Source organism: Comamonas sp. B21-038 (assembly GCF_022387135.1).
Classification (GTDB): domain Bacteria; phylum Pseudomonadota; class Gammaproteobacteria; order Burkholderiales; family Burkholderiaceae_C; genus Comamonas; species Comamonas sediminis.
Genome location: NZ_CP092462.1, coordinates 802730 through 820155 on the forward strand (window position 1 = coordinate 802730; position 17426 = coordinate 820155).

The window sequence follows — 17426 nt, forward strand, 5'->3', positions numbered from 1 at the left end:
GACAGTGACTCCTTCATCGATATCAAGCACCAACGCTCGCCCCAGTTTCTACGGCATCATCGAGGCCGATCTGAGCCCCGACACCTTGCTGACGGCGGGCCTGAGCCGCGCCAACATCCGCAGGCGCGGCGAGGGCGGTGGCGATGTGCCGCGCTACAACGATGGCAGCGACATCGGCCTGCCGCGCAACACCAGCTTGACCCAGCCGTGGTCCACCGGCTTCACCCAGAACTCCGAGCTGTTTGCCGCGCTGGAGCACAGGCTGAACCCGAACTGGCGCGCCAAGCTGAACGTGACCCGTACCTCGTCCGACTACGACGGCACCACTGCCTTTGGCTATGGCGCACTGGACCGCGAAACCGGCACCGGCGTGACCTGGAATGGCGGCGGACACTACCTGTACAAGAACACCCAGACCGTGGTGGATGCCAGTCTCTCGGGCAACTTCTCGCTGCTGGGCCGCACGCATGAGCTGGTGCTGGGTGTGGACCGGCAGAGCGTTGAGAGCTTCTGGAATGTGGGTTACTCCAGCGATCCATCAGGTGTGGTGCCGATTGATGTGTTCAACCCCGGCAGCTGGCAGCCAGCGGCGGCGGGCCCGGTCTCGCGCCGCTACAACCCCTGGGGGCAAAAGCAGCTGGGCGGCTATGGCGTGCTGCGCCTGCATCCCACCGACCGGCTGCATGTCATCCTGGGTGGGCGCTATGCCAAGTACAAGTTCAACCAGGTGTATGAGTCGATGGATGCGGCCGGCAATTGGGAGCTGGCATCGGGCAGCCGCTTCAGTGAGCCGGGCAAGTTCAGCCCCTATGGCGGCGTGATCTATGACCTGAATGGCCAATGGTCTGCCTACCTGAGCTATGCCTCCATCCTCAAGCCGCAGGCGTTGTCCAAGTCGGGCCCGCCGCCCGGTGATTCGCTGGCGCCTGTCAAGGGCAAGAGCTATGAGGCCGGCCTCAAGGGTGAACTGATGGAGGGCAAGCTCAATGCCACCTTCAGTGTCTTCCATGTAGCGCGCACGGGCACGGCGGTGCTCGACACGCGCTACCCCAGCAACCACGAGGAATGGTCGGGCAACTGCTGCTACCTGCCACAGGGCCGGGTCACCAGCCGGGGCTTTGATGTGGAAGTGGGCGGCGAGCTGCGTCCGGGCTGGCAAGCCTCGGCGGGCTACACCTATGTTTCCACCCGCGATGAGACCGAAGGTGCGCCTTTCAGCAGCATCACGCCGCGCCATCTGCTCAAGCTGAGCACGGCCTATACCTTGCCGGGCGAGCTATCTGCTTGGCGCGTGGGGACCAGCGCCCACATCCAGAGCAAGCACTATGTGAAGGACACCTTGTATGACGCGGACTGGAACCCGGTGCGCAGCTATGACTTCACCCAAGGCGGCTACGCCGTGTGGAATGCCATGCTGCAGTACAAGGTCGACCCGCGCTGGACGGTGACCCTGAACATCAACAACCTGTTCGACAAGACCTACTACCAGTCGGTGGGTTATGCGAGCGGCAGCAACTACTACGGCAGCCCGCGCAGCGCGATGCTGACTTTGCGGGGGACCTTCTAAACAAAAAAGCGCCGGGGCGTTGGCTTGAACCAGTACCGTTTGAGGGCCCACCCGCTGCGACAGGCGGGGGGATCCTCGACAGGTGCTTACAAACCAAATGGCCCTTTTTTGCATCTCGTTTGTCATGTAAGAGGAGGGGCCTGAAAAGGCCCATTGGCGACCTCAAAAATTGTTTACTCCGCAACCACCACGATGCCCCTATCCATGAACCCCATTCCTAATGCCCCCAGCGCCCACCCGGGCCTGTCCGTCCTGAGCCGCCTGCTGGCCGCCGTGTTCGGCGGCTACCTGCTGGCCAGCGCCTTGGCCGTCTTCCTGGCGGCCGTGCTGCCGGCTGCCCGGGCCGAGGCCGTGCTGGCCGGCATGCAGTGGAGCTTTGCGCTGCATGCGCTGGCGGCGGTGTGGGCGTTCTCGCCGGTCTCGCCGGGCAAGGTCTGGCTGGGGATTGCACTGCCCAGCGCGCTGCTGGCAGCCGGCGCCTTGGTGTTGGGGCGCTGACATGGGCAAGACCGTGATCGACAAGCGGCCGGGCAGCGGCGCAGGGCGGGGCGGGTTTCGGCAGGCGCAGGCCTGGCTGCATACCTGGTGTGGACTGTGGTTCTCCTGGCTGCTGTATGCGGTGTTTTTGACCGGCACCCTGGCCGTGTTCCAGGAGGCCATTGGCCACTGGATGACGCCCGAGCACCATGCCGAAGAAGCGGCACATGAGGCGGAGCAGGTTGCGGCCGAGGCCGCCGGCCTGGCCTCCAGCCGGGGCCAGCGCCTGGCCTGGGGCGTGGCCTTTATGGAGAAGTACCACCAGGGCGCTGAGATGTGGGAGATCTGGCCGACCGACGCCAAAGGCGGCGGCGACCTGAAGGTCTACTGGTTTGACCAGAAGCGCCAGTACGCCGATGCCGAGCTGGACACCCGCACCGGTGAGCCTTTGGCCGAGGGCCACCATGGCGCGATGCGGGCCACGATGGGTGGCGAGCATTTTGTGCATTTCCACTACGAGCTGCATGCCGGCCAGGCCGGTCTATGGGTGGTCGGTGTTGCCGGCATGGCCATGCTGGTGGCGCTGATCAGCGGCGTGGTCACGCACAAGCGGATTTTTCAGGACTTCTTCACCTTCCGCGCCCGCAAGGGCCAGCGCAGCTGGCTGGATGCGCACAACGCGGTGGCGGTGTTGACCCTGCCGTTTCAGCTGATGATTGCCTACACCGGCGTGGCGATATCGGCCCTGACCTTTATGCCCGCCGGCATCTGGAGCCAGTACGGCACGGCGCCCCATGACCGCCAGACTTTTGCGGCCGAGCTGGCTGAGCCGGGCAAACCAGCGCGCTCGGGCGAGGCCATGGCTGTCCCCGATCTGGAGAGCTTTGCCGCACGCGGCCAGGCGCTGATCGGCCAGCCGGTGCGTGCGGTGGTGGTAGACCATCCCAGTGATGCGGCCGCGCGCGTTGGCATCTATGGCTGGAACAGCGATGCCGATGCCGACAAGCGCCTGAGCCCCAATACCGGCATGGCCATGTTCTCGGCCGCCAGCGGCGAACTGCTGCAGCTGCGCATGCCGGGTGAAGCCGAAGGCGGTGGCGCCTCGCTCGCACAGTCGGTGATGGGCGGGCTGCACATGGTCAAGTTCGGCGGCTGGGTGATGAAGTGGCTGTACTTCGTCTGCGGCCTGGCAGGCACAGCCATGATGGCCACCGGCGCCATCCTGTTTGTCGTCAAACGCCGCAGCAAGCACATGGGCGAGTTTGGCAGCGCCACGGCCGCCGTCTACCGTTTGATCGAGGGGCTGAATGTGGCGGCCATTGCAGGCCTGGGTGTGGCCTGCATTGGCTACCTCTGGGCCAACCGCCTGCTGCCGCTGGAGCTGCCGCAGCGCGCGCAGTGGGAGCTGGGCGTCTTCTTTGGGCTGTGGCTGGCCGCGCTGCTGCATGGCCTTGTGCGCGCCCCGGCCAAGGCCTGGCTGGAGCAGATGGCACTGCTGGCTGCGCTCTGCCTGCTGCTGCCGGTGCTGAATGCGTTGAGCGTGGGTGACCACTGGCCCGCGCAGCTGCTGCGTGGCGACTGGGAAAGCGCCGGCGTGGAGCTGGGCGCCTGGGCCTTTGGCCTGGCCGCCGTCTGGGCCTGCCGTGTGCTGTGGCGCCGCCGCGCGTTGGTGGCGGGCAAGGCGGCATCTTCAACCGCAAACAAAGTACAGGTGGGCGCATGACCAGTTGGCAAGCATCTGGATACGCATTGGCGCTGGCCTTTTCCGGCATGACGGCCCTGGCCTTTGCGATGGACCGCCACCATGAGCAACTGACGGGCGAGCGAGACATACCGCTGCGGCGCAGCCGCTTGCTGCGTCTGCTGGGCAGCTTGCTGCTGGCAGCCGCCGTGCTGCCCAGTGTGGGCGGCTGGGGCGCCACCGTGGGGGTGGTGGCCTGGCTGGGTTGGATATCGGCCGGGGCACTGGTAGCAGTGTTGTGGATTGCGGCTGCGCCGCGCTGGGCGGCGCGTGCAGCGGCTGCGCTGGCGCCGCTGGCCTTGTTGGGTTTGTGGTGGTGGGCCTGACGGCCTGCAAATGAATAACTGGGGGGCTATGGTGGGGGAAGCAATGAAGGGTATGCAGAAGAACGTGGCCGAGGGAGAGATCTCATGAAGGCCTCGCGCGTAGGAGTGACCGTGGTGGCCGTTGCGGCGGTAGTGGCAGCGGCGGTGCTGTGGTGGTCGGGCCGCCCGGCGATGGCCTACCAGAGCGAGCCGGTGGCGCGCCAGGATATCGAGGCCACGGTGACGGCGATTGGCACCTTGCAGCCGCGCAGCTATGTGGATGTGGGTGCCCAGGTCTCGGGCCAGATCCTGAAGCTGAAGGTGGCGCCCGGTGCCGAGGTGGCCAAGGGCGATCTGCTGGTGGAGATTGACCCCAGCGTGCAGCGTGCGACGGTGGATGCGGGCCGTGCCTCGTTGGCGGGCCTGCGTGCCCAGCTGGCCGAGCAGCAGGCCCAGCACCGGCTGGCGGGCCAGCAGCTGCAACGCCAGCAGCAGCTGAGCGCGCACGAGGCCACACGCGAGGAAGACCTGCAGACTGCCCAGGCCAACCTGGCCATGGCCGTGGCGCGCATGGACCACTTGAAGGCCCAGATCAGCCAGACCCAGGCATCGCTGAAGGCCGACGAGGCACGCCTGGGCTACACCCGCATCTATGCGCCGATGGCGGGCACCGTGGTGTCGGTCGAGGCACGTGAGGGCCAGACGCTGAACGCGACCTACCAGACGCCCAATATCCTGCGCATTGCCGATCTGTCGGCGATGACGGTCTGGACCGAGGTGTCCGAGGCCGATGTGCGCAGGGTCAAGGAGGGCATGCCGGTCTACTTCACCACCTTGGGGGGCGCGGGCCAGACCAAGCCCCGGCGCTGGCAGGGCCAGGTGCGCCAGGTGCTGCCCGCGCCCGCTGCCAGCCAGGCCCAGCCGGCCGGCAATGCGCAGACGCCGGCACCCGCCACCAAGGCCGTGGCCTATACCGTGCTGTTTGACGTGGGCAACGACGACGCCGAGCTGATGCCGCAGATGACGGCGCAGGTCGTGTTTGTCAGCGCCCGTGCCAGCCAGGCGCTGGCGGTGGCGCTGACGGCGGTGGAAGAAGACAAGGCCCGCGACGGCGCCCATGTGGCCCGGGTGCTGGATGCCGGTGGCCAACCCCAGACCCGCAAGGTGAAGCTGGGCATACGCAGCCGCCACCAGGTGGAGGTGCTGGAGGGCCTGGCCGAAGGCGAGAAGGTCGTCACCGGCGAGACCGCGCTGGAGCGTGGCCCCAGGTGGCTGCAATGGTGAGCGGCCCGGTTGACGCAAACCAGCCACTGATCGCACTGCGGGGCATTCGCAAACACTATGGCGACCCCGCCAGCGGCCAGCCGCTGGTGACCGTGCTGCATGGCATTGACCTGGATATCTACGCGGGCGAATTTGTGGCCGTCGTGGGCAGCTCGGGCTCGGGCAAGTCCACCTTGATGAACATCCTGGGCTGCCTGGACCGGCCCAGCGACGGCAGCTACCACTTCCAGGGCCAGGATGTGGCGCAGTTCGACTCGGACGCGCTGGCCTGGCTGCGGCGCGAGGCCTTTGGCTTTGTCTTCCAGGGCTACCACCTGATTGCCAGCGAAAGCGCCAGTGAGAACGTGGAGATGCCGGCCATCTACTCCGGCCTGCCGAAGGGCGAGCGGGTGCAGCGCGCGCAGTCTCTGCTGCAACGCCTGGGCCTGGGCGAGCGCCTGGGCAACCGGCCCAACCAGCTCTCGGGCGGGCAGCAGCAGCGCGTGTCGATTGCGCGGGCGCTGATGAATGGCGGCCACATCATCCTGGCCGACGAGCCCACGGGAGCACTTGATTCGCACAGCGGTGCCGAGGTGATGGCGCTGCTGCGCGAGCTGGCCGCCGCCGGCCACACCATCATCCTGATCACCCACGACCGCGAAGTGGCGGCGCAGGCGCAACGCGTCATCGAGATCAGCGACGGCCGCATTGTGGGCGACAGCGCCAGCCAGCCCGAAGCAGCGCCCGCCGCCGCAACTGCAACTGCGAGTGCAAGCACAGGCGAGGGCACGCGCATGCAGCTGGCGCCGGTGCCCCAGGGCGGCAGTGCGTCGGCCACGCCACTGTGGGCCGAGCTGCTGGAGGCCGCGCGCTCGGCCTGGCGGGGCATGCGCCTCAACCGGGTGCGCACCAGCCTGACCTTGCTGGGCATTGTGATCGGCGTGGTGTCGGTGATCGTGATGCTGGCCATTGGCGAAGGCGCGCGGCGCAAGGTGGTCGAGCAGATGGGCACCATGGGCACGGCGATCCTCTACATGGGCAGCAAGCCGCCAGCGACCGGCGGGCCCGCTGGCCAGATAACAGAGGAAGACCTGGACGCCTTGCGTGAGCTGCCCGAGATACGGCGCGTGATGCCGGTGATTGGCGACCCCGTCACGGTGCGCTATGGCAATGCCGACAAGCAGGTCTATGTGTTTGCCGCCAGCGAAGAAATGCCGCTGGTGCACCACTGGAAGCCCAAGCTGGGCCGCTACTACACGGACACCGAGGACCGCGACCTGGCGCCGCTGGTGGTGCTGGGCCACAAGGCGCACAAGCACTTCTTCCCCGACACGCCCAACCCGCTGGGGCGGCAGCTGATCATCGGCACCTCGGCCTTCGAGGTGATTGGCGTGATGAGCGAGCGCGGGGCGGATTCGGGCGCGCAGGACTATGACGACATGGTCTTCATCCCCTACCAATCGGGCCGGGCACGCGTCTACCAGGCGCAGACCCAGCCAGACTATGTGGTGGTGGAGGCCATGTCCTCCGAGGTGGTCAACGAGGCTGAGGCGGCCATTCACCGCGTGCTGCTGGCCCGCCATGGCGGCCGCGAGGACTTTGGCATCGGCAATGCCGCCGCACGCATCCAGGCCGAGGCGGCCACGCGCCAGAGCATGGCGGTGATGCTGGGGCTGATTGCCGCGGTGTCGCTGGTGGTGGGCGGCATTGGCGTGATGAATGTGATGCTGATGACGGTGCGCGAGCGCACGCGGGAGATCGGCATCCGCATGGCGGTGGGTGCGCGGCAGAGCGACATCCTGCGCCAGTTCTTGACCGAGGCCAGCCTGGTGACCCTGTCCGGTGGCACCGTGGGCCTGGTGGTGGGCGCGCTGGTAGGCGCCGTGCTGGTGCTGGCCGGTGTTCCCGTGGTGTTTTCCATCCGCGCCATGGCCGGTGCCTTTGCCTGTGCGGTGGTCACCGGTCTGGTGTTTGGTTACATGCCGGCCAAGACGGCCGCGCGCCTGGACCCGGTACGGGCCCTGGCAGGAGAGTGAGTATGCAGATCTTCCCAATCGCCAGCGCGCTGGCAGCAGCCCTGGTGCTGGCTGGCTGTGTGTCTGCGCCGCCCCAGGTGCAGCAGTCGCAGTGGCAGGCGCTGGATGTGCCCGCCCAATGGCAGCGCAGCGACGGCGCCACTGGCCAGCGCGATGCCGTCAGCCAGGGCTGGTGGCGCAGCTTTGGCAGCGCGGAGCTGGATGCGCTGGTGGCCGATGCCCAGCAGCACAGCCTGGATGTGGCCGCCGCCATGGCCAGGGTGCAGCAGGCACAGGCCAGCGCCCGCTATGCCGGGGCCGAGCTGTTGCCCACCGTCAATGCCACGGCCCAGGCCGGGCACCAGGGCCGGCTGGGCGGCCATGCCGAGACGACGGGCCGTAACCTGTCCGTCGGCCTGGCTGCCAGCTATGAGCTGGACCTTTGGGGCCGTCTGCAGTCGCAGCGCGATGCGGCAGGCGCTGCACTGCGCGCCAGCAGTTTTGACCACGACACGGTGCGCCTGTCGGTCACCGCCGCAGTCGCAGATGCCTGGCTGCTGAACGTGGGCCTGCGTGAGCGCGGCGAGATTGCCCAGCGCAATCTGCAAACCGCCGAGCGCCTGCTGGCGCTGGTCGAATCCAAGGCCAATTTTGGCGCGGCCACATCGCTGGAGCTGGCACAACAACGCGGCCTGGTGGCGGCGCAACGCCGCGCGCTGGCGGCCCTGGACCAGCAGCAGGCCGATGCCCAGCGCAGCCTGGCCTTGCTGCTGGGCCAGGCGCAAGGCCCTGCCGTCAGCCAAAGCAGTGTGCTGGCCTTGCAGGTGCCCCGCATCGACCAGGGCGAGCCCATCGAGCTGGTCACCCGCCGGCCCGACATTGCCCGCGCCGAGGCCCGCTTGCAGGCGGCCGATGCCGACCTGGAAGCCGCACGCGCCGCGATGCTGCCCCGCCTGAGCTTGACGGCCGAGCTGGGCGCACAAGGCCGGCAACTGCACCGCGTGCTGGACAACCCGCTGTACTCGCTGGCCGCTGGCCTGGCTGCGCCCATCTTTGATGCCGGCCGCCTGGCCGCCAACCGCGACCTGGTGATCGCCCAGCGCGAGGAGCTGCTGCTGGCCTACCGCCAGAGCATTGTCCAGGCCTTCAGCGATGTGCAGACTGCCCTGAACGCCGTTGCCGGTATGCAGCAGCAGGCGCTGGCGCAAGAGGAGGAACTGCGCCAGGCCCGCAAGGCGCTGGCGCTGGCCGAGGCCCGTTACCGCGCCGGCGCCGAGACCCAGCTGGTGCTGCTCGACACGCAGCGCTCGCTGTACCAGGCGCAGGACTTGGCGGTGCAGCTGCACCAGGAGCGCCTGCGCGCCAGCGTGGCCTTGTACAAGGCGCTGGGCGGCGGCTGGGGGCAGGTGCAGGGCGAGCCCACCAAGGGCTAGCGCTTTAACGCTTCTGGTTGGCCAATGCCGCCAAGGTGGTGGCCAGTGCGGTGGTGACGCGCCCGGTTGGTCCATGGCTTGCATGCCGGAGATGGAGCCGCTTTTGATCAAGCCCCTTAGCGCGCATGCCGCCATGAGCGGGGGCATGCTTGGGGGCTGGGATCAGGCTGTCGAGGCGTTGTGGAGGGTGGTGGCGACCACAAGCGGCCGTTCAAGGGCTATCCGCCAAGGCGGTCATTCCCTTGGTCGGATCCAGCGTTTTTAGATCAATTATTCAACAATTGTTGTATCATTGATAAATGCAAGAAGCCCAAGTGATCCGCTCCCTCTCTGCCCTGGCCCATGAAGCACGCCTGCGCGTGTTTCGTGCATTGGTGGTCGCCGGGCCTGAAGGCCTGACCCCCAGTGCGTTGGCCGAGCAGTTGGGCATAGCCCCCAATGCGCTGTCGTTTCACCTCAAGGAGCTCTCTCACGCTGAGCTCGTGAGCCAGGAGAGACAGGGGCGCAATGTGCTTTATCGCGCGGCGTTTCCCGCGATGAATGGCCTGCTCGCGTACCTCGTCGACAACTGCTGTCAGGGCCAGGCTTGCACGCCAAATGCCTCGGCTTCGTGCCCTTGCTGAAGCTGTCTTTGCTAGGTGCAGTTCATCATGTTGACGGCGATTCTGATCTTCATCTTCACTCTGACCCTGGTTATCTGGCAGCCACGCGGCCTGGGCATTGGCTGGAGCGCCTCGCTGGGAGCCGGTATCGCATTGCTGCTGGGTGTCGTGCACTGGACCGATATACCGGTGGTCTGGAACATTGTCTGGAATGCCACGGCGACCTTTGTCGCCGTCATCATCATCAGCTTGTTGCTGGACGAGGCCGGATTCTTTGAATGGGCCGCGCTGCACTGTGCACGCTGGGGAGGCGGAAGCGGCGTCAAGCTGTTTGCCCTCATCGTGCTGCTGGGCGCTGCCGTGTCAGCCTTGTTCGCCAACGACGGAGCGGCCCTCATTCTCACTCCCATCGTGCTGGCCATGCTGGTCGCGCTGGGCTTCTCGGCAGCCGCAACGCTGGCATTTGTGATGGCGGCTGGCTTCATTGCCGATACAGCCAGCCTCCCGCTGATCGTCTCCAACCTGGTCAACATCGTGTCCGCCGACTTTTTCAAGATCGGGTTCAGCGACTACGCATCGGTGATGGTGCCGGTCACGGTGGTATCGGTCCTGGCCAGCCTTGGTGTGCTGCTGCTGTTCTTCCGGGGAAGCATTCCTGCGAGCTACAACCTTGGCCAACTCAAGCAGCCTTCGGCAGCCATCCAGGACATGGCCACTTTCCGCGCGGGCTGGGTCGTCCTGGTCTTGCTGCTGCTGGGTTTCTTCGCCCTGGAGCCCTTGGGTGTTCCCGTCAGCGCGGTGGCAGCGGTCGGTGCTGCGATCTTGTTGGCCGTGGCGGCACGCAGCCCTGTGCTCAGCACCCGGAAAGTGTTGCACGGTGCGCCTTGGCAGATCGTAGTGTTCTCGCTAGGCATGTATCTGGTGGTCTATGGGCTGCGTAACGCGGGTCTGACGGATTACATCGCGATGCTGCTGAACCAATTTGCAGCTGGTGGCATATGGACAGCATCGCTGGGAACAGGAGTGCTCTCTGCAGTTCTGTCATCCGTCATGAACAACATGCCCACGGTGTTGATCGGAGCCTTGTCCATCGATGCGTCGACGGCCAGCGGAACCGTCAAGGAGGCCATGGTCTACGCCAATGTGATCGGCTGCGATCTCGGCCCCAAGATCACGCCCATTGGCAGCCTGGCCACGTTGCTGTGGTTGCATGTGCTCGCCAAGAAGGGCACAACCATTGGCTGGGGCTACTACTTCAAGGTGGGTGCGGTGCTGACCATGCCGGTGCTGCTCATCACACTGGCGGCGCTGGCGCTGCGGCTCAGCCTGGCCTCATGAACCTTTGCAACGGGAGAGCAACTGCGATGAGCGACATCACGATTTACCACAACCCGGCCTGCGGCACTTCCCGCAATGTCTTGGCGCTGATCCGCAACAGCGGGGAGGATCCGGTCGTCATTGAATACCTCAAGACCCCGCCTGATCGCGCCACCCTCGTAGGCCTGATCCTAGCCATGGGCACGCCAGTGCGCGAACTGTTGCGCCAAAAAGGTACGCCGTATGACGAACTTGGCCTGGGCGAGCCCCAATGGACGGATGCGCAGTTGATGGACTTCATGCTTCAGCACCCGATCCTCATCAATCGCCCCATCGTGGTCACCCCGCTGGGAACCCGCCTGTGCCGCCCCTCAGAGGCTGTGCTGGACATCCTGCCGCAGCCCCAGCAGGCCGCATTCTGCAAGGAAGACGGGGAAGCCGTCATTGACGCGAATGGACATCGAATTGACAAGCGCTGATCTACCGAACCTCGACGAACAAGCGTTCGAAAAGCCCTGCCTGGACCGCTTGTTGCCCGCCCAGCGCGCCACGCATGCGCCTCGCATTCTGCTGCTGTATGGCTCCGTTCGTGAACGCTCCTACAGCCGGCTGCTGACCGAAGAGGCGGCGCGATTGCTGCGCACGATGGGTGCCGAGACCCGGATTTTTGATCCGCGTGGTTTGCCTTTACCTGATGGTGCGCCAGAAGACCATCCCAAGGTCAAAGCGCTGCGCGAACTGGCGCAATGGGCAGAAGGGATGGTTTGGACGTCACCGGAGCGCCATGGTGCGATGACCAGTGTTCTCAAAGCACAGATCGACTGGATACCTTTGTCAGTGGGTGTGGTTCGTCCGACCCAAGGCAAGACATTGGCCGTGATGCAGGTCTCGGGCGGCTCGCAGTCCTTCAATGCCGTCAACCAGATGCGCGTGTTGGGCCGCTGGATGCGCATGGTCACCATCCCCAATCAGTCATCCGTGGCCAAGGCCTTTGCGGAGTTCGATGAGGCTGGCCGGATGAAGCCTTCGTCGTATTACGAAAGGGTGGTGGACGTGATGGAAGAGCTGGTCAAATTCACACTGCTTACCCGAGACTGTTCGGACTATCTGGTGAGCCGCTATAGCGAGCGCCGTGAAAGTGCCCAACAGCTGTCAGATCGGGTCAATCAACGCAGCATCTGACAGACGGGGCTGGCGGGCTGTGCATCTTGGTGCAAATCCAGTAGCTGGCCTTCTGCGCCAAAAAAGGCCCGTGGCTACCCTCAGCAGGCTTCGCGATAACCGCCGCCATCATGTGTCATCAGACGGCAAAGAACTCCCGCATCTCCTCGAGCAACTTGGCCGGCTGCTCCTCGGCAATGTAGTGGCCGCAGCCGAGCGCCTTGCCGCTGACGTCAGTAGCCGCCTCGCGCCACAGGTCCAGCACCGGGAAGCAGCGCCCCACGGCGCCTTCGGCGCCCCAGAGCACGCGCAGCGGGGCCGTTACCTGGTGGCCTTTGGCCCTATCGGCCCGGTCGTGCTCCAGGTCGATGCCTGCGGATGCGCGGTAGTCCTCACAGATGGCGGTGGCGGTCCCCGGGATGGCAATGCAGCGCAGGTACTCTTGCAGCGCCTCCGGCGCGAAGGCGGCCAGGCCCGCATGGCGGCGGCCCATCACATCGCGGATGTAGGCGGCGGGGTCGGCGTCGATCAGCCGCTCCGGCAGCGGTGCGGGCTGGATGAGGAAGAACCAGTGCCAGTAGGCCTTGGCAAAGGCTTCCGTCGTTTGCTCGTACATGGCCAGGGTCGGCGCTACATCGAGCAGCATCGCGCGCTGCACCCGGCCCGGGTGGTCCAGCAGCAGCCGGTGGGCCACACGGGCGCCCCGGTCATGGGCGGTGAGGCGGAACTGCTGGTGGCCCAGGCTGGTCATCAGATCGGCCATGTCCTGGGCCATCGTGCGCTTGCTGTAGGCGGCGCTGTGCGGGCTGGCCCCGGGGCGGGCAGAGTCGCCATAGCCGCGCAGGTCGGCGCAGACGACGGTGAACGTTTCGGCCAGCGCCGGCGCCACGCGGTGCCACATCACATGGGTCTGCGGGTGGCCGTGCAGCAGCAGCAGTGCGGGGCCGCTGCCCCCGACGCGGCAACGAATCACGGTGCCATTGACGGGCACATCGCGGGTGTCAAAACTCTCGAACATCAGGCTTTTCCTCCAAAGCTTGCCGGTTGCTGTGTACGTGGCGTATCGCCAAGATGTTGGCGGGTGCGCAGCGCCACGTCTTTGAGCCAAGGATAGGCTGCCCAGTGGCGCTGCGCAAAATGCGTGATGTCGGCCTGGTACGTCAGCGACATGCCGATCAGGTCTCTGCGCTCCAGCTGCATGCGGTGGTGGCGCTCCGACAGGCTGAAGGCGGCATCCACGCTCCGGCTCTTGACCCGGAGGGTCTGCAGGTCGATATGGACATGTGAGGTCTCCAGGCTGCCGGCATCGGCCATCAGCATGGCGATGTCCGTCTCGGGGAGCATGACCAGCAGCAACTGGTTGTTCATCGCGTTGGAGTAGAAGATTTCTCCGAAGCTGGGTGCGATGATGGCCTGGATACCGTATTGCTGCAGCCCCCATACCGCGTGTTCGCGGCTGGAGCCGCAGCCAAAGTTGGCACCGGCCACCAGGATTTCCACATCCGCCCGCTCGGGCTGGTTCAACACAAAGCCGGGGCGCTGGCGGCCTGCGGCGTCAAAGCGCAGGTCGTACAGCAGGCCCTTGTCCAGCCCGGCCTTGTCGATGCCGTGCAGAAACTGCTTGGGCATGATCTGGTCGGTGTCCAGGTTCTCGATCGCCAGAGGGGCCATCTTGCCGCTCAGGATGTGTTGCTCACGCATGCATGGTCTCCAGACGCCGAACGTCGGTAATGGTGCCGGTGATGGCGGCAGCAGCCGCCATCGCAGGGCTCATCAGGTGGGTGATGGCGCCGCGTCCCTGGCGCCCCTCGAAATTGCGATTGGTCGTGGAGGCGCAGCGCACACCATCGGCCAGGATGTCGCCGTTCATCGCCAGGCACATGGAGCAGCCCGGTTCGCGCCATTCAAAGCCGGCATCCAGCAGCAGGCGGGCGATGCCTTCTGCTTCGGCCTGTTGCTTGACCGCGCCGGAGCCCGGCACCACCATCGCACGGACCCCCTGGGCCACCTGCCGCCCGCGCACCACCTCGGCCACGGCCCGCAGGTCTTCCATGCGGGCATTGGTGCAGGAGCCGATGAAGACATGCTGGATGGCGATGCCTTCGAGCGGCATACCTGCTGCGAGCCCGGTGTAGCGCAGTGCCTGCTCGGTACTGCGGCGCAGGGGCCCAGGGGCCTGCATCGCCGGGTCAGGAACCGCGCCACCAATGGGCGCGACCTGGTCCGGGCTGGTGCCCCAGGTCACATGCGGGGGCACGTCGCTGGCATCAAAACGGTGCTCCACATCAAACACCGCGCCTGCATCGCTGCGCAGGCCGGCCCAGTGCTGCAGGGCGGCCTGCTGTACGGCGCCGCTCAGGTCTGCGGAGCGCGCCAGCACATAGTCTGCGGCCTTCTGGTCGGGCGCGATCAAGGCGCCACGGGCGCCTGCCTCGACGGCCATATTGCACACGGTAAAGCGCGCTTCGATCGACATCGCATCGAATGCGGTGCCGCAGAACTCGATGACATGGCCCCGCGCGCCCTGGGCGCCGATATGGCCGATGACCATGAGGATCAGGTCCTTGGCGGTGGTGCCCAGCGGCAGCAGGCCATCGACCTGGATGCGCATGTCCTTGGCGAGCCGGTAGACCAAGGTCTGCGTGGCCAGTACGTGCTCGACCTCCGAGGTGCCGATGCCAAACCCCAGCGCGCCCAATGCCCCGTAGGTGGTCGTGTGCGAATCGCCGCAAATGACCACCATGCCAGGCCGGACCATGCCGTGCTCAGGCGCCACCACGTGCTCGATGCCTTGCAGCGCATCCTGGGTGTCGAACAGGGGAATGCCATGCTGGTCGCAGTTCTTGCGCAGGTTGCTGGCCTGGAGCGCGGGCGCAGCATCGCGGATGACGCGGATGACGCCTGGGTCGGTCGGAATCACGTGGCTGACCACGGCCATGTTCTGCCCTGGCATCAGCACCTGGCGCCCTTGCTCGTCCAGGCCGGCAAAGGCCTGCGGGCTGGTGTACTCGTTCATCAAGTGCAGGTCGCAGAACAGCAGGACGTTCTGCGCATCGAGCTGGGCGACGGTATGGCTGTCGACCAGCTTGCGGTAAAGGGTGCGGTGCATGTGGGGAGCTCTGTGTACTGATGGCTCCAAGTCTCACCGCTGAGTGAAAAATATACAATGCGCGCCAGAGCACGACTTTCGGTCGCTGGAGTTACGAATGGATGGATTTTCCGACATCGCCTTTTTTGCGCTGCTCAGCAAAGAGGGCAGCATGCGCAGTGCGGCCCAGCAGCTCGGTGTCACCGGTCCGGCCGTCAGCAAGCGCCTGGCGGCGCTCGAAGCCCGGCTCGGTGCCCGGCTGATGCAGAGAACCACCCGCCGCATGGGCTTGACGCCTGAGGGCGAGCGCTACCTGGTCGAGGGTGCGCGTCTGCTCTCCGAGCTGGGCTCGCTGGAGCGCGCCATTGGCGGGGCGGCCGCCGTGCCGCAGGGCCTGTTGCGGGTCAATGCCACCTTCGGCTTTGGCCGCCGGCATATTGCGCCAGCGCTGGGAACGTTTGCACGCCGCTATCCAGAGGTGGAGGTACAGCTGCAGCTGAGCGACCGGCCTGCCGATCTCGCTCAGGACCGTTTCGATGTGGTCATCCGGATGGGTGACATGCCCGATTCGCGCTGGACAGCCCGGGTGCTGGCCCGCAACCGCCGTGTGCTTTGTGCCTCGCCAGGCTATCTGCAAGACAGGGGCGCGCCATCGTCACCGCAAGCGCTGACGCGCCACGCCTGCCTCTTCATCCGCGAGGGCGACGAGGCGTTTGGCACCTGGCATCTGCGCAACGGGACACAGACAGAAACGGTGAAGGTGAGGGGGCCGCTGAGCGCCAACGATGGCGAGTCGGCCACCGCCTGGGCGTTGGCGGGGCACGGCATCCTGATGCGCTCGGAGTGGGAGGTCGGCCCACTGCTGCGCGCGGGTCAACTGCTGCCGGTGCTGCCGGATTGGCGGCTGCCGCCCGCCGATATCTATCTGCAGTTCCACGGCGGAGCCCATCTGCCCGCGAAGACCAAGGCGCTGGTGGACCACCTGGTTGAGGTGTTCGCGCCGCAGCGCCCGCCGGGGAGGGCGGATGCCAACTGGTGATGGGTGATGGAAGGCGGGCCATGGCCCTGCGGGGAGCTTGCTCGGGATGGAGCAAGCCCTGCGAGTGCCACAGCCCTGAGCAACACTACTGCGCCAGCACCCGGAAGGTCAGCGTGTAGTTGTAGCCATAGGTCGGCGCGGCAGCGCCTTCGGGGGCCGGGGCGCGGTGGCGTACCAGGGCCATGTAGATGCCAGGCTTGCCCGGGGTCCAGCTGATGTCGCCCTGCGCATCGGTGCTGAGTTCATCCACGCTGTTCTGGCCTTGCAGGTCCATCGGCGAGCGGTAGATGCTGACCTTGTGGTCTGCCAGTGGCTTGCCATCAAAGTGCACCGCAAAGTTGAATCTCTCTGCGGCGAACACATCGCTGGGGTGTGTGCTGGGCACGATCTCCAGCCCCTTTCCATAGGGCTTGATGGGGGTGGGCGCACCGGCGGTGACATAGGCCTCGGAGACCGACAGCGACTGGTAGTGCAGCTTCATCACGCCACCCTCGGGCATGGCGGCCTGGGGGTCGCGCACGACGGTGGTTTTGCCATTCACTTCCCAACTGCGGAAGATGGCGCCCAGACGCGGGCCAGTGGAGAGGCGGTAGGTACCTTTCTCGTCAGGCAGTTTTTGCTCCGCCACCGTGCGGGTCTTGAACTGGTGCACATCGCCAAAGGGCAGCGTGGTGCCCGAGGGCGTGGTGACGCTGAACGGCGTGTCGCCAAATTGGACCTCGGACAGGAACAGTTTTTCTGCAAAGCCCGCATCCACACTGATGGTGGATTCGGGCTGCACATCGAACACGCTGGGCAGCAGAAAGGGCATGTGGGCCTGGGCAGCGCTCAGGCTGAACGTCGCCGCAAGCGCAGCAAACAGATGGCGCGCTTGCATGGTTTACTGCCCTGCCATGTCGGCTGCGTTGACCACACCGTCGCCGTTGCGGTCGGCGTTCTTGAAGGTCTTGTTGGCAATGTCGATTTCTTCTTCGAGGCTCAGCTTGCCATCCTTGTTGGTATCGAGGATGTGGAAACGCACATGGGCCTGCTTGATGCTGCCTTCGTACTGCTGGTCGGGCTTCTTGCCTGCAGCAGCATATTGGGCCTTGAGGCGTCCTTCAAACTCGGCCACGTATTCGTCCTCGCTCAGCCAGCCATCGTTGTTGGTGTCGGCGGCGACGAAGCGCTGCTTGCGCAGCGTGTCGTATTCCTCACGGGTGACGACGCCGTCACGGTTGGCGTCATAGCTGCCGATGAAGGCATTGTGGCCGTGGCCGCCCACGGGGGCGACTGGGCCCTGGGCTGCGGTCTTGGCAGCAGCGGCGGGGGCTGCGGTCTTGCTGTCGTTGCTGGCGCAGGCCGTCAGCAGCGCGGCGGCTGCGAGTGCGGCCATGGTGGCGGAAAAGCGGTTCATGCCGGGGTCCTTTCTTGGTGGG

Annotated in this window: 17 protein-coding genes; 12 read left to right on the forward strand and 5 right to left on the reverse strand. The window is 65.9% G+C overall.

Going from position 1 to position 17426, the window contains the following annotated elements:
• Positions 1–145: 145 nt before the first annotated feature.
• From MJ205_RS03680 to arsH, 11 genes are all read left to right on the forward strand, one after another.
• Positions 146–1567, forward strand: a complete 1422-nt coding sequence (locus MJ205_RS03680) for a TonB-dependent siderophore receptor (protein WP_239811236.1) — start codon at positions 146–148, stop codon at positions 1565–1567.
• Between the two features lie 204 nt (positions 1568–1771).
• Positions 1772–2065: a DUF3649 domain-containing protein gene (locus MJ205_RS03685; protein WP_239811237.1), complete on the forward strand. Its 294-nt coding sequence runs from the start codon at positions 1772–1774 to the stop codon at positions 2063–2065.
• 1 nt (position 2066) lies between these two features.
• Positions 2067–3767, forward strand: a complete 1701-nt coding sequence (locus MJ205_RS03690) for a PepSY-associated TM helix domain-containing protein (RefSeq protein WP_239811238.1) — start codon at positions 2067–2069, stop codon at positions 3765–3767.
• Positions 3764–4111 carry a DUF3325 domain-containing protein gene (locus MJ205_RS03695; protein ID WP_239811239.1) on the forward strand — a complete coding sequence of 116 codons (348 nt, stop codon included), beginning with the start codon at positions 3764–3766 and terminating at the stop codon, positions 4109–4111. The genes MJ205_RS03690 and MJ205_RS03695 overlap by 4 nt, the downstream gene beginning before the upstream one ends.
• 84 nt (positions 4112–4195) lie before the next feature.
• On the forward strand, positions 4196–5374 hold the full coding sequence (locus MJ205_RS03700; protein ID WP_239811240.1) for an efflux RND transporter periplasmic adaptor subunit: 1179 nt from the start codon (positions 4196–4198) through the stop codon (positions 5372–5374).
• The gene (locus MJ205_RS03705) at positions 5371–7389 is read left to right on the forward strand and encodes an ABC transporter permease (protein ID WP_446715053.1); all 2019 of its coding nucleotides are present in this window, start codon (positions 5371–5373) and stop codon (positions 7387–7389) included. The genes MJ205_RS03700 and MJ205_RS03705 overlap by 4 nt, the downstream gene beginning before the upstream one ends.
• A 2-nt stretch (positions 7390–7391) precedes the next feature.
• Positions 7392–8801: an efflux transporter outer membrane subunit gene (locus MJ205_RS03710; RefSeq protein WP_239811241.1), complete on the forward strand. Its 1410-nt coding sequence runs from the start codon at positions 7392–7394 to the stop codon at positions 8799–8801.
• A 299-nt stretch (positions 8802–9100) separates the two neighbouring features.
• A complete protein-coding gene (locus MJ205_RS03715; protein ID WP_239811242.1) occupies positions 9101–9424 on the forward strand; it encodes an ArsR/SmtB family transcription factor in 324 nt (107 codons plus the stop codon).
• Between the two features lie 27 nt (positions 9425–9451).
• Positions 9452–10741, forward strand: coding sequence for an arsenic transporter (locus MJ205_RS03720; protein WP_239811243.1), 1290 nt, complete (start codon positions 9452–9454; stop codon positions 10739–10741).
• 26 nt (positions 10742–10767) lie between these two features.
• Positions 10768–11199 (forward strand): arsenate reductase (glutaredoxin), encoded by a 432-nt coding sequence (gene arsC, locus MJ205_RS03725; protein ID WP_239811244.1) that lies wholly within the window; start codon positions 10768–10770, stop codon positions 11197–11199.
• Entirely contained in the window at positions 11186–11902 is a 717-nt protein-coding gene (gene arsH / locus MJ205_RS03730) for an arsenical resistance protein ArsH (RefSeq protein ID WP_239812655.1), read from the forward strand. Before arsC ends, arsH begins: the two co-directional genes overlap by 14 nt.
• 118 nt (positions 11903–12020) lie before the next feature.
• Here the strand turns inward: arsH and MJ205_RS03735 are convergent, their stop codons facing one another.
• From MJ205_RS03735 to leuC, 3 genes are read right to left on the reverse strand one after another with little or no spacing between them, the layout of a single operon-like run.
• Positions 12021–12899 carry an alpha/beta fold hydrolase gene (locus MJ205_RS03735; protein ID WP_239811245.1) on the reverse strand — a complete coding sequence of 293 codons (879 nt, stop codon included), beginning with the start codon at positions 12897–12899 and terminating at the stop codon, positions 12021–12023.
• A complete protein-coding gene (gene leuD / locus MJ205_RS03740) occupies positions 12899–13582 on the reverse strand; it encodes a 3-isopropylmalate dehydratase small subunit (protein ID WP_239811246.1) in 684 nt (227 codons plus the stop codon). Before leuD ends, MJ205_RS03735 begins: the two co-directional genes overlap by 1 nt.
• Positions 13575–14990 carry a 3-isopropylmalate dehydratase large subunit gene (gene leuC, locus MJ205_RS03745; protein WP_239811247.1) on the reverse strand — a complete coding sequence of 472 codons (1416 nt, stop codon included), beginning with the start codon at positions 14988–14990 and terminating at the stop codon, positions 13575–13577. The genes leuD and leuC overlap by 8 nt, the downstream gene beginning before the upstream one ends.
• Before the next feature lie 97 nt (positions 14991–15087).
• Here leuC and MJ205_RS03750 point away from each other — a divergent pair, with 97 nt between their 5' ends.
• The gene (locus MJ205_RS03750; RefSeq protein ID WP_239811248.1) at positions 15088–16008 is read left to right on the forward strand and encodes a LysR family transcriptional regulator; all 921 of its coding nucleotides are present in this window, start codon (positions 15088–15090) and stop codon (positions 16006–16008) included.
• Between the two features lie 85 nt (positions 16009–16093).
• On the opposite strand, the gene MJ205_RS03755 is transcribed toward MJ205_RS03750, so the two are convergent.
• On the reverse strand, positions 16094–16885 hold the full coding sequence (locus tag MJ205_RS03755) for a DUF4198 domain-containing protein (protein ID WP_239811249.1): 792 nt from the start codon (positions 16883–16885) through the stop codon (positions 16094–16096).
• A gap of 3 nt (positions 16886–16888) precedes the next feature.
• On the reverse strand, positions 16889–17404 hold the full coding sequence (locus MJ205_RS03760; RefSeq protein ID WP_239811250.1) for an EF-hand domain-containing protein: 516 nt from the start codon (positions 17402–17404) through the stop codon (positions 16889–16891).
• Between the last annotated feature and the right edge of the window lie 22 nt (positions 17405–17426).

Bases quoted from the DNA above. Each gene is read 5' to 3' on its own strand.
- MJ205_RS03685 (WP_239811237.1), top strand. From the start codon at position 1,772: ATGAACCCCATTCCTAATGCCCCCAGCGCCCACCCGGGCCTGTCCGTC.
- MJ205_RS03690 (WP_239811238.1), top strand. From the start codon at position 2,067: ATGGGCAAGACCGTGATCGACAAGCGGCCGGGCAGCGGCGCAGGGCGG.
- MJ205_RS03695 (WP_239811239.1), top strand. From the start codon at position 3,764: ATGACCAGTTGGCAAGCATCTGGATACGCATTGGCGCTGGCCTTTTCC.
- MJ205_RS03700 (WP_239811240.1), top strand. From the start codon at position 4,196: ATGAAGGCCTCGCGCGTAGGAGTGACCGTGGTGGCCGTTGCGGCGGTA.
- MJ205_RS03710 (WP_239811241.1), top strand. From the start codon at position 7,392: ATGCAGATCTTCCCAATCGCCAGCGCGCTGGCAGCAGCCCTGGTGCTG.
- MJ205_RS03715 (WP_239811242.1), top strand. From the start codon at position 9,101: ATGCAAGAAGCCCAAGTGATCCGCTCCCTCTCTGCCCTGGCCCATGAA.
- MJ205_RS03720 (WP_239811243.1), top strand. From the start codon at position 9,452: ATGTTGACGGCGATTCTGATCTTCATCTTCACTCTGACCCTGGTTATC.
- arsC (WP_239811244.1), top strand. From the start codon at position 10,768: ATGAGCGACATCACGATTTACCACAACCCGGCCTGCGGCACTTCCCGC.
- MJ205_RS03735 (WP_239811245.1), bottom strand. From the start codon at position 12,899: ATGTTCGAGAGTTTTGACACCCGCGATGTGCCCGTCAATGGCACCGTG.
- leuD (WP_239811246.1), bottom strand. From the start codon at position 13,582: ATGCGTGAGCAACACATCCTGAGCGGCAAGATGGCCCCTCTGGCGATC.
- leuC (WP_239811247.1), bottom strand. From the start codon at position 14,990: ATGCACCGCACCCTTTACCGCAAGCTGGTCGACAGCCATACCGTCGCC.
- MJ205_RS03750 (WP_239811248.1), top strand. From the start codon at position 15,088: ATGGATGGATTTTCCGACATCGCCTTTTTTGCGCTGCTCAGCAAAGAG.
- MJ205_RS03755 (WP_239811249.1), bottom strand. From the start codon at position 16,885: ATGCAAGCGCGCCATCTGTTTGCTGCGCTTGCGGCGACGTTCAGCCTG.
- MJ205_RS03760 (WP_239811250.1), bottom strand. From the start codon at position 17,404: ATGAACCGCTTTTCCGCCACCATGGCCGCACTCGCAGCCGCCGCGCTG.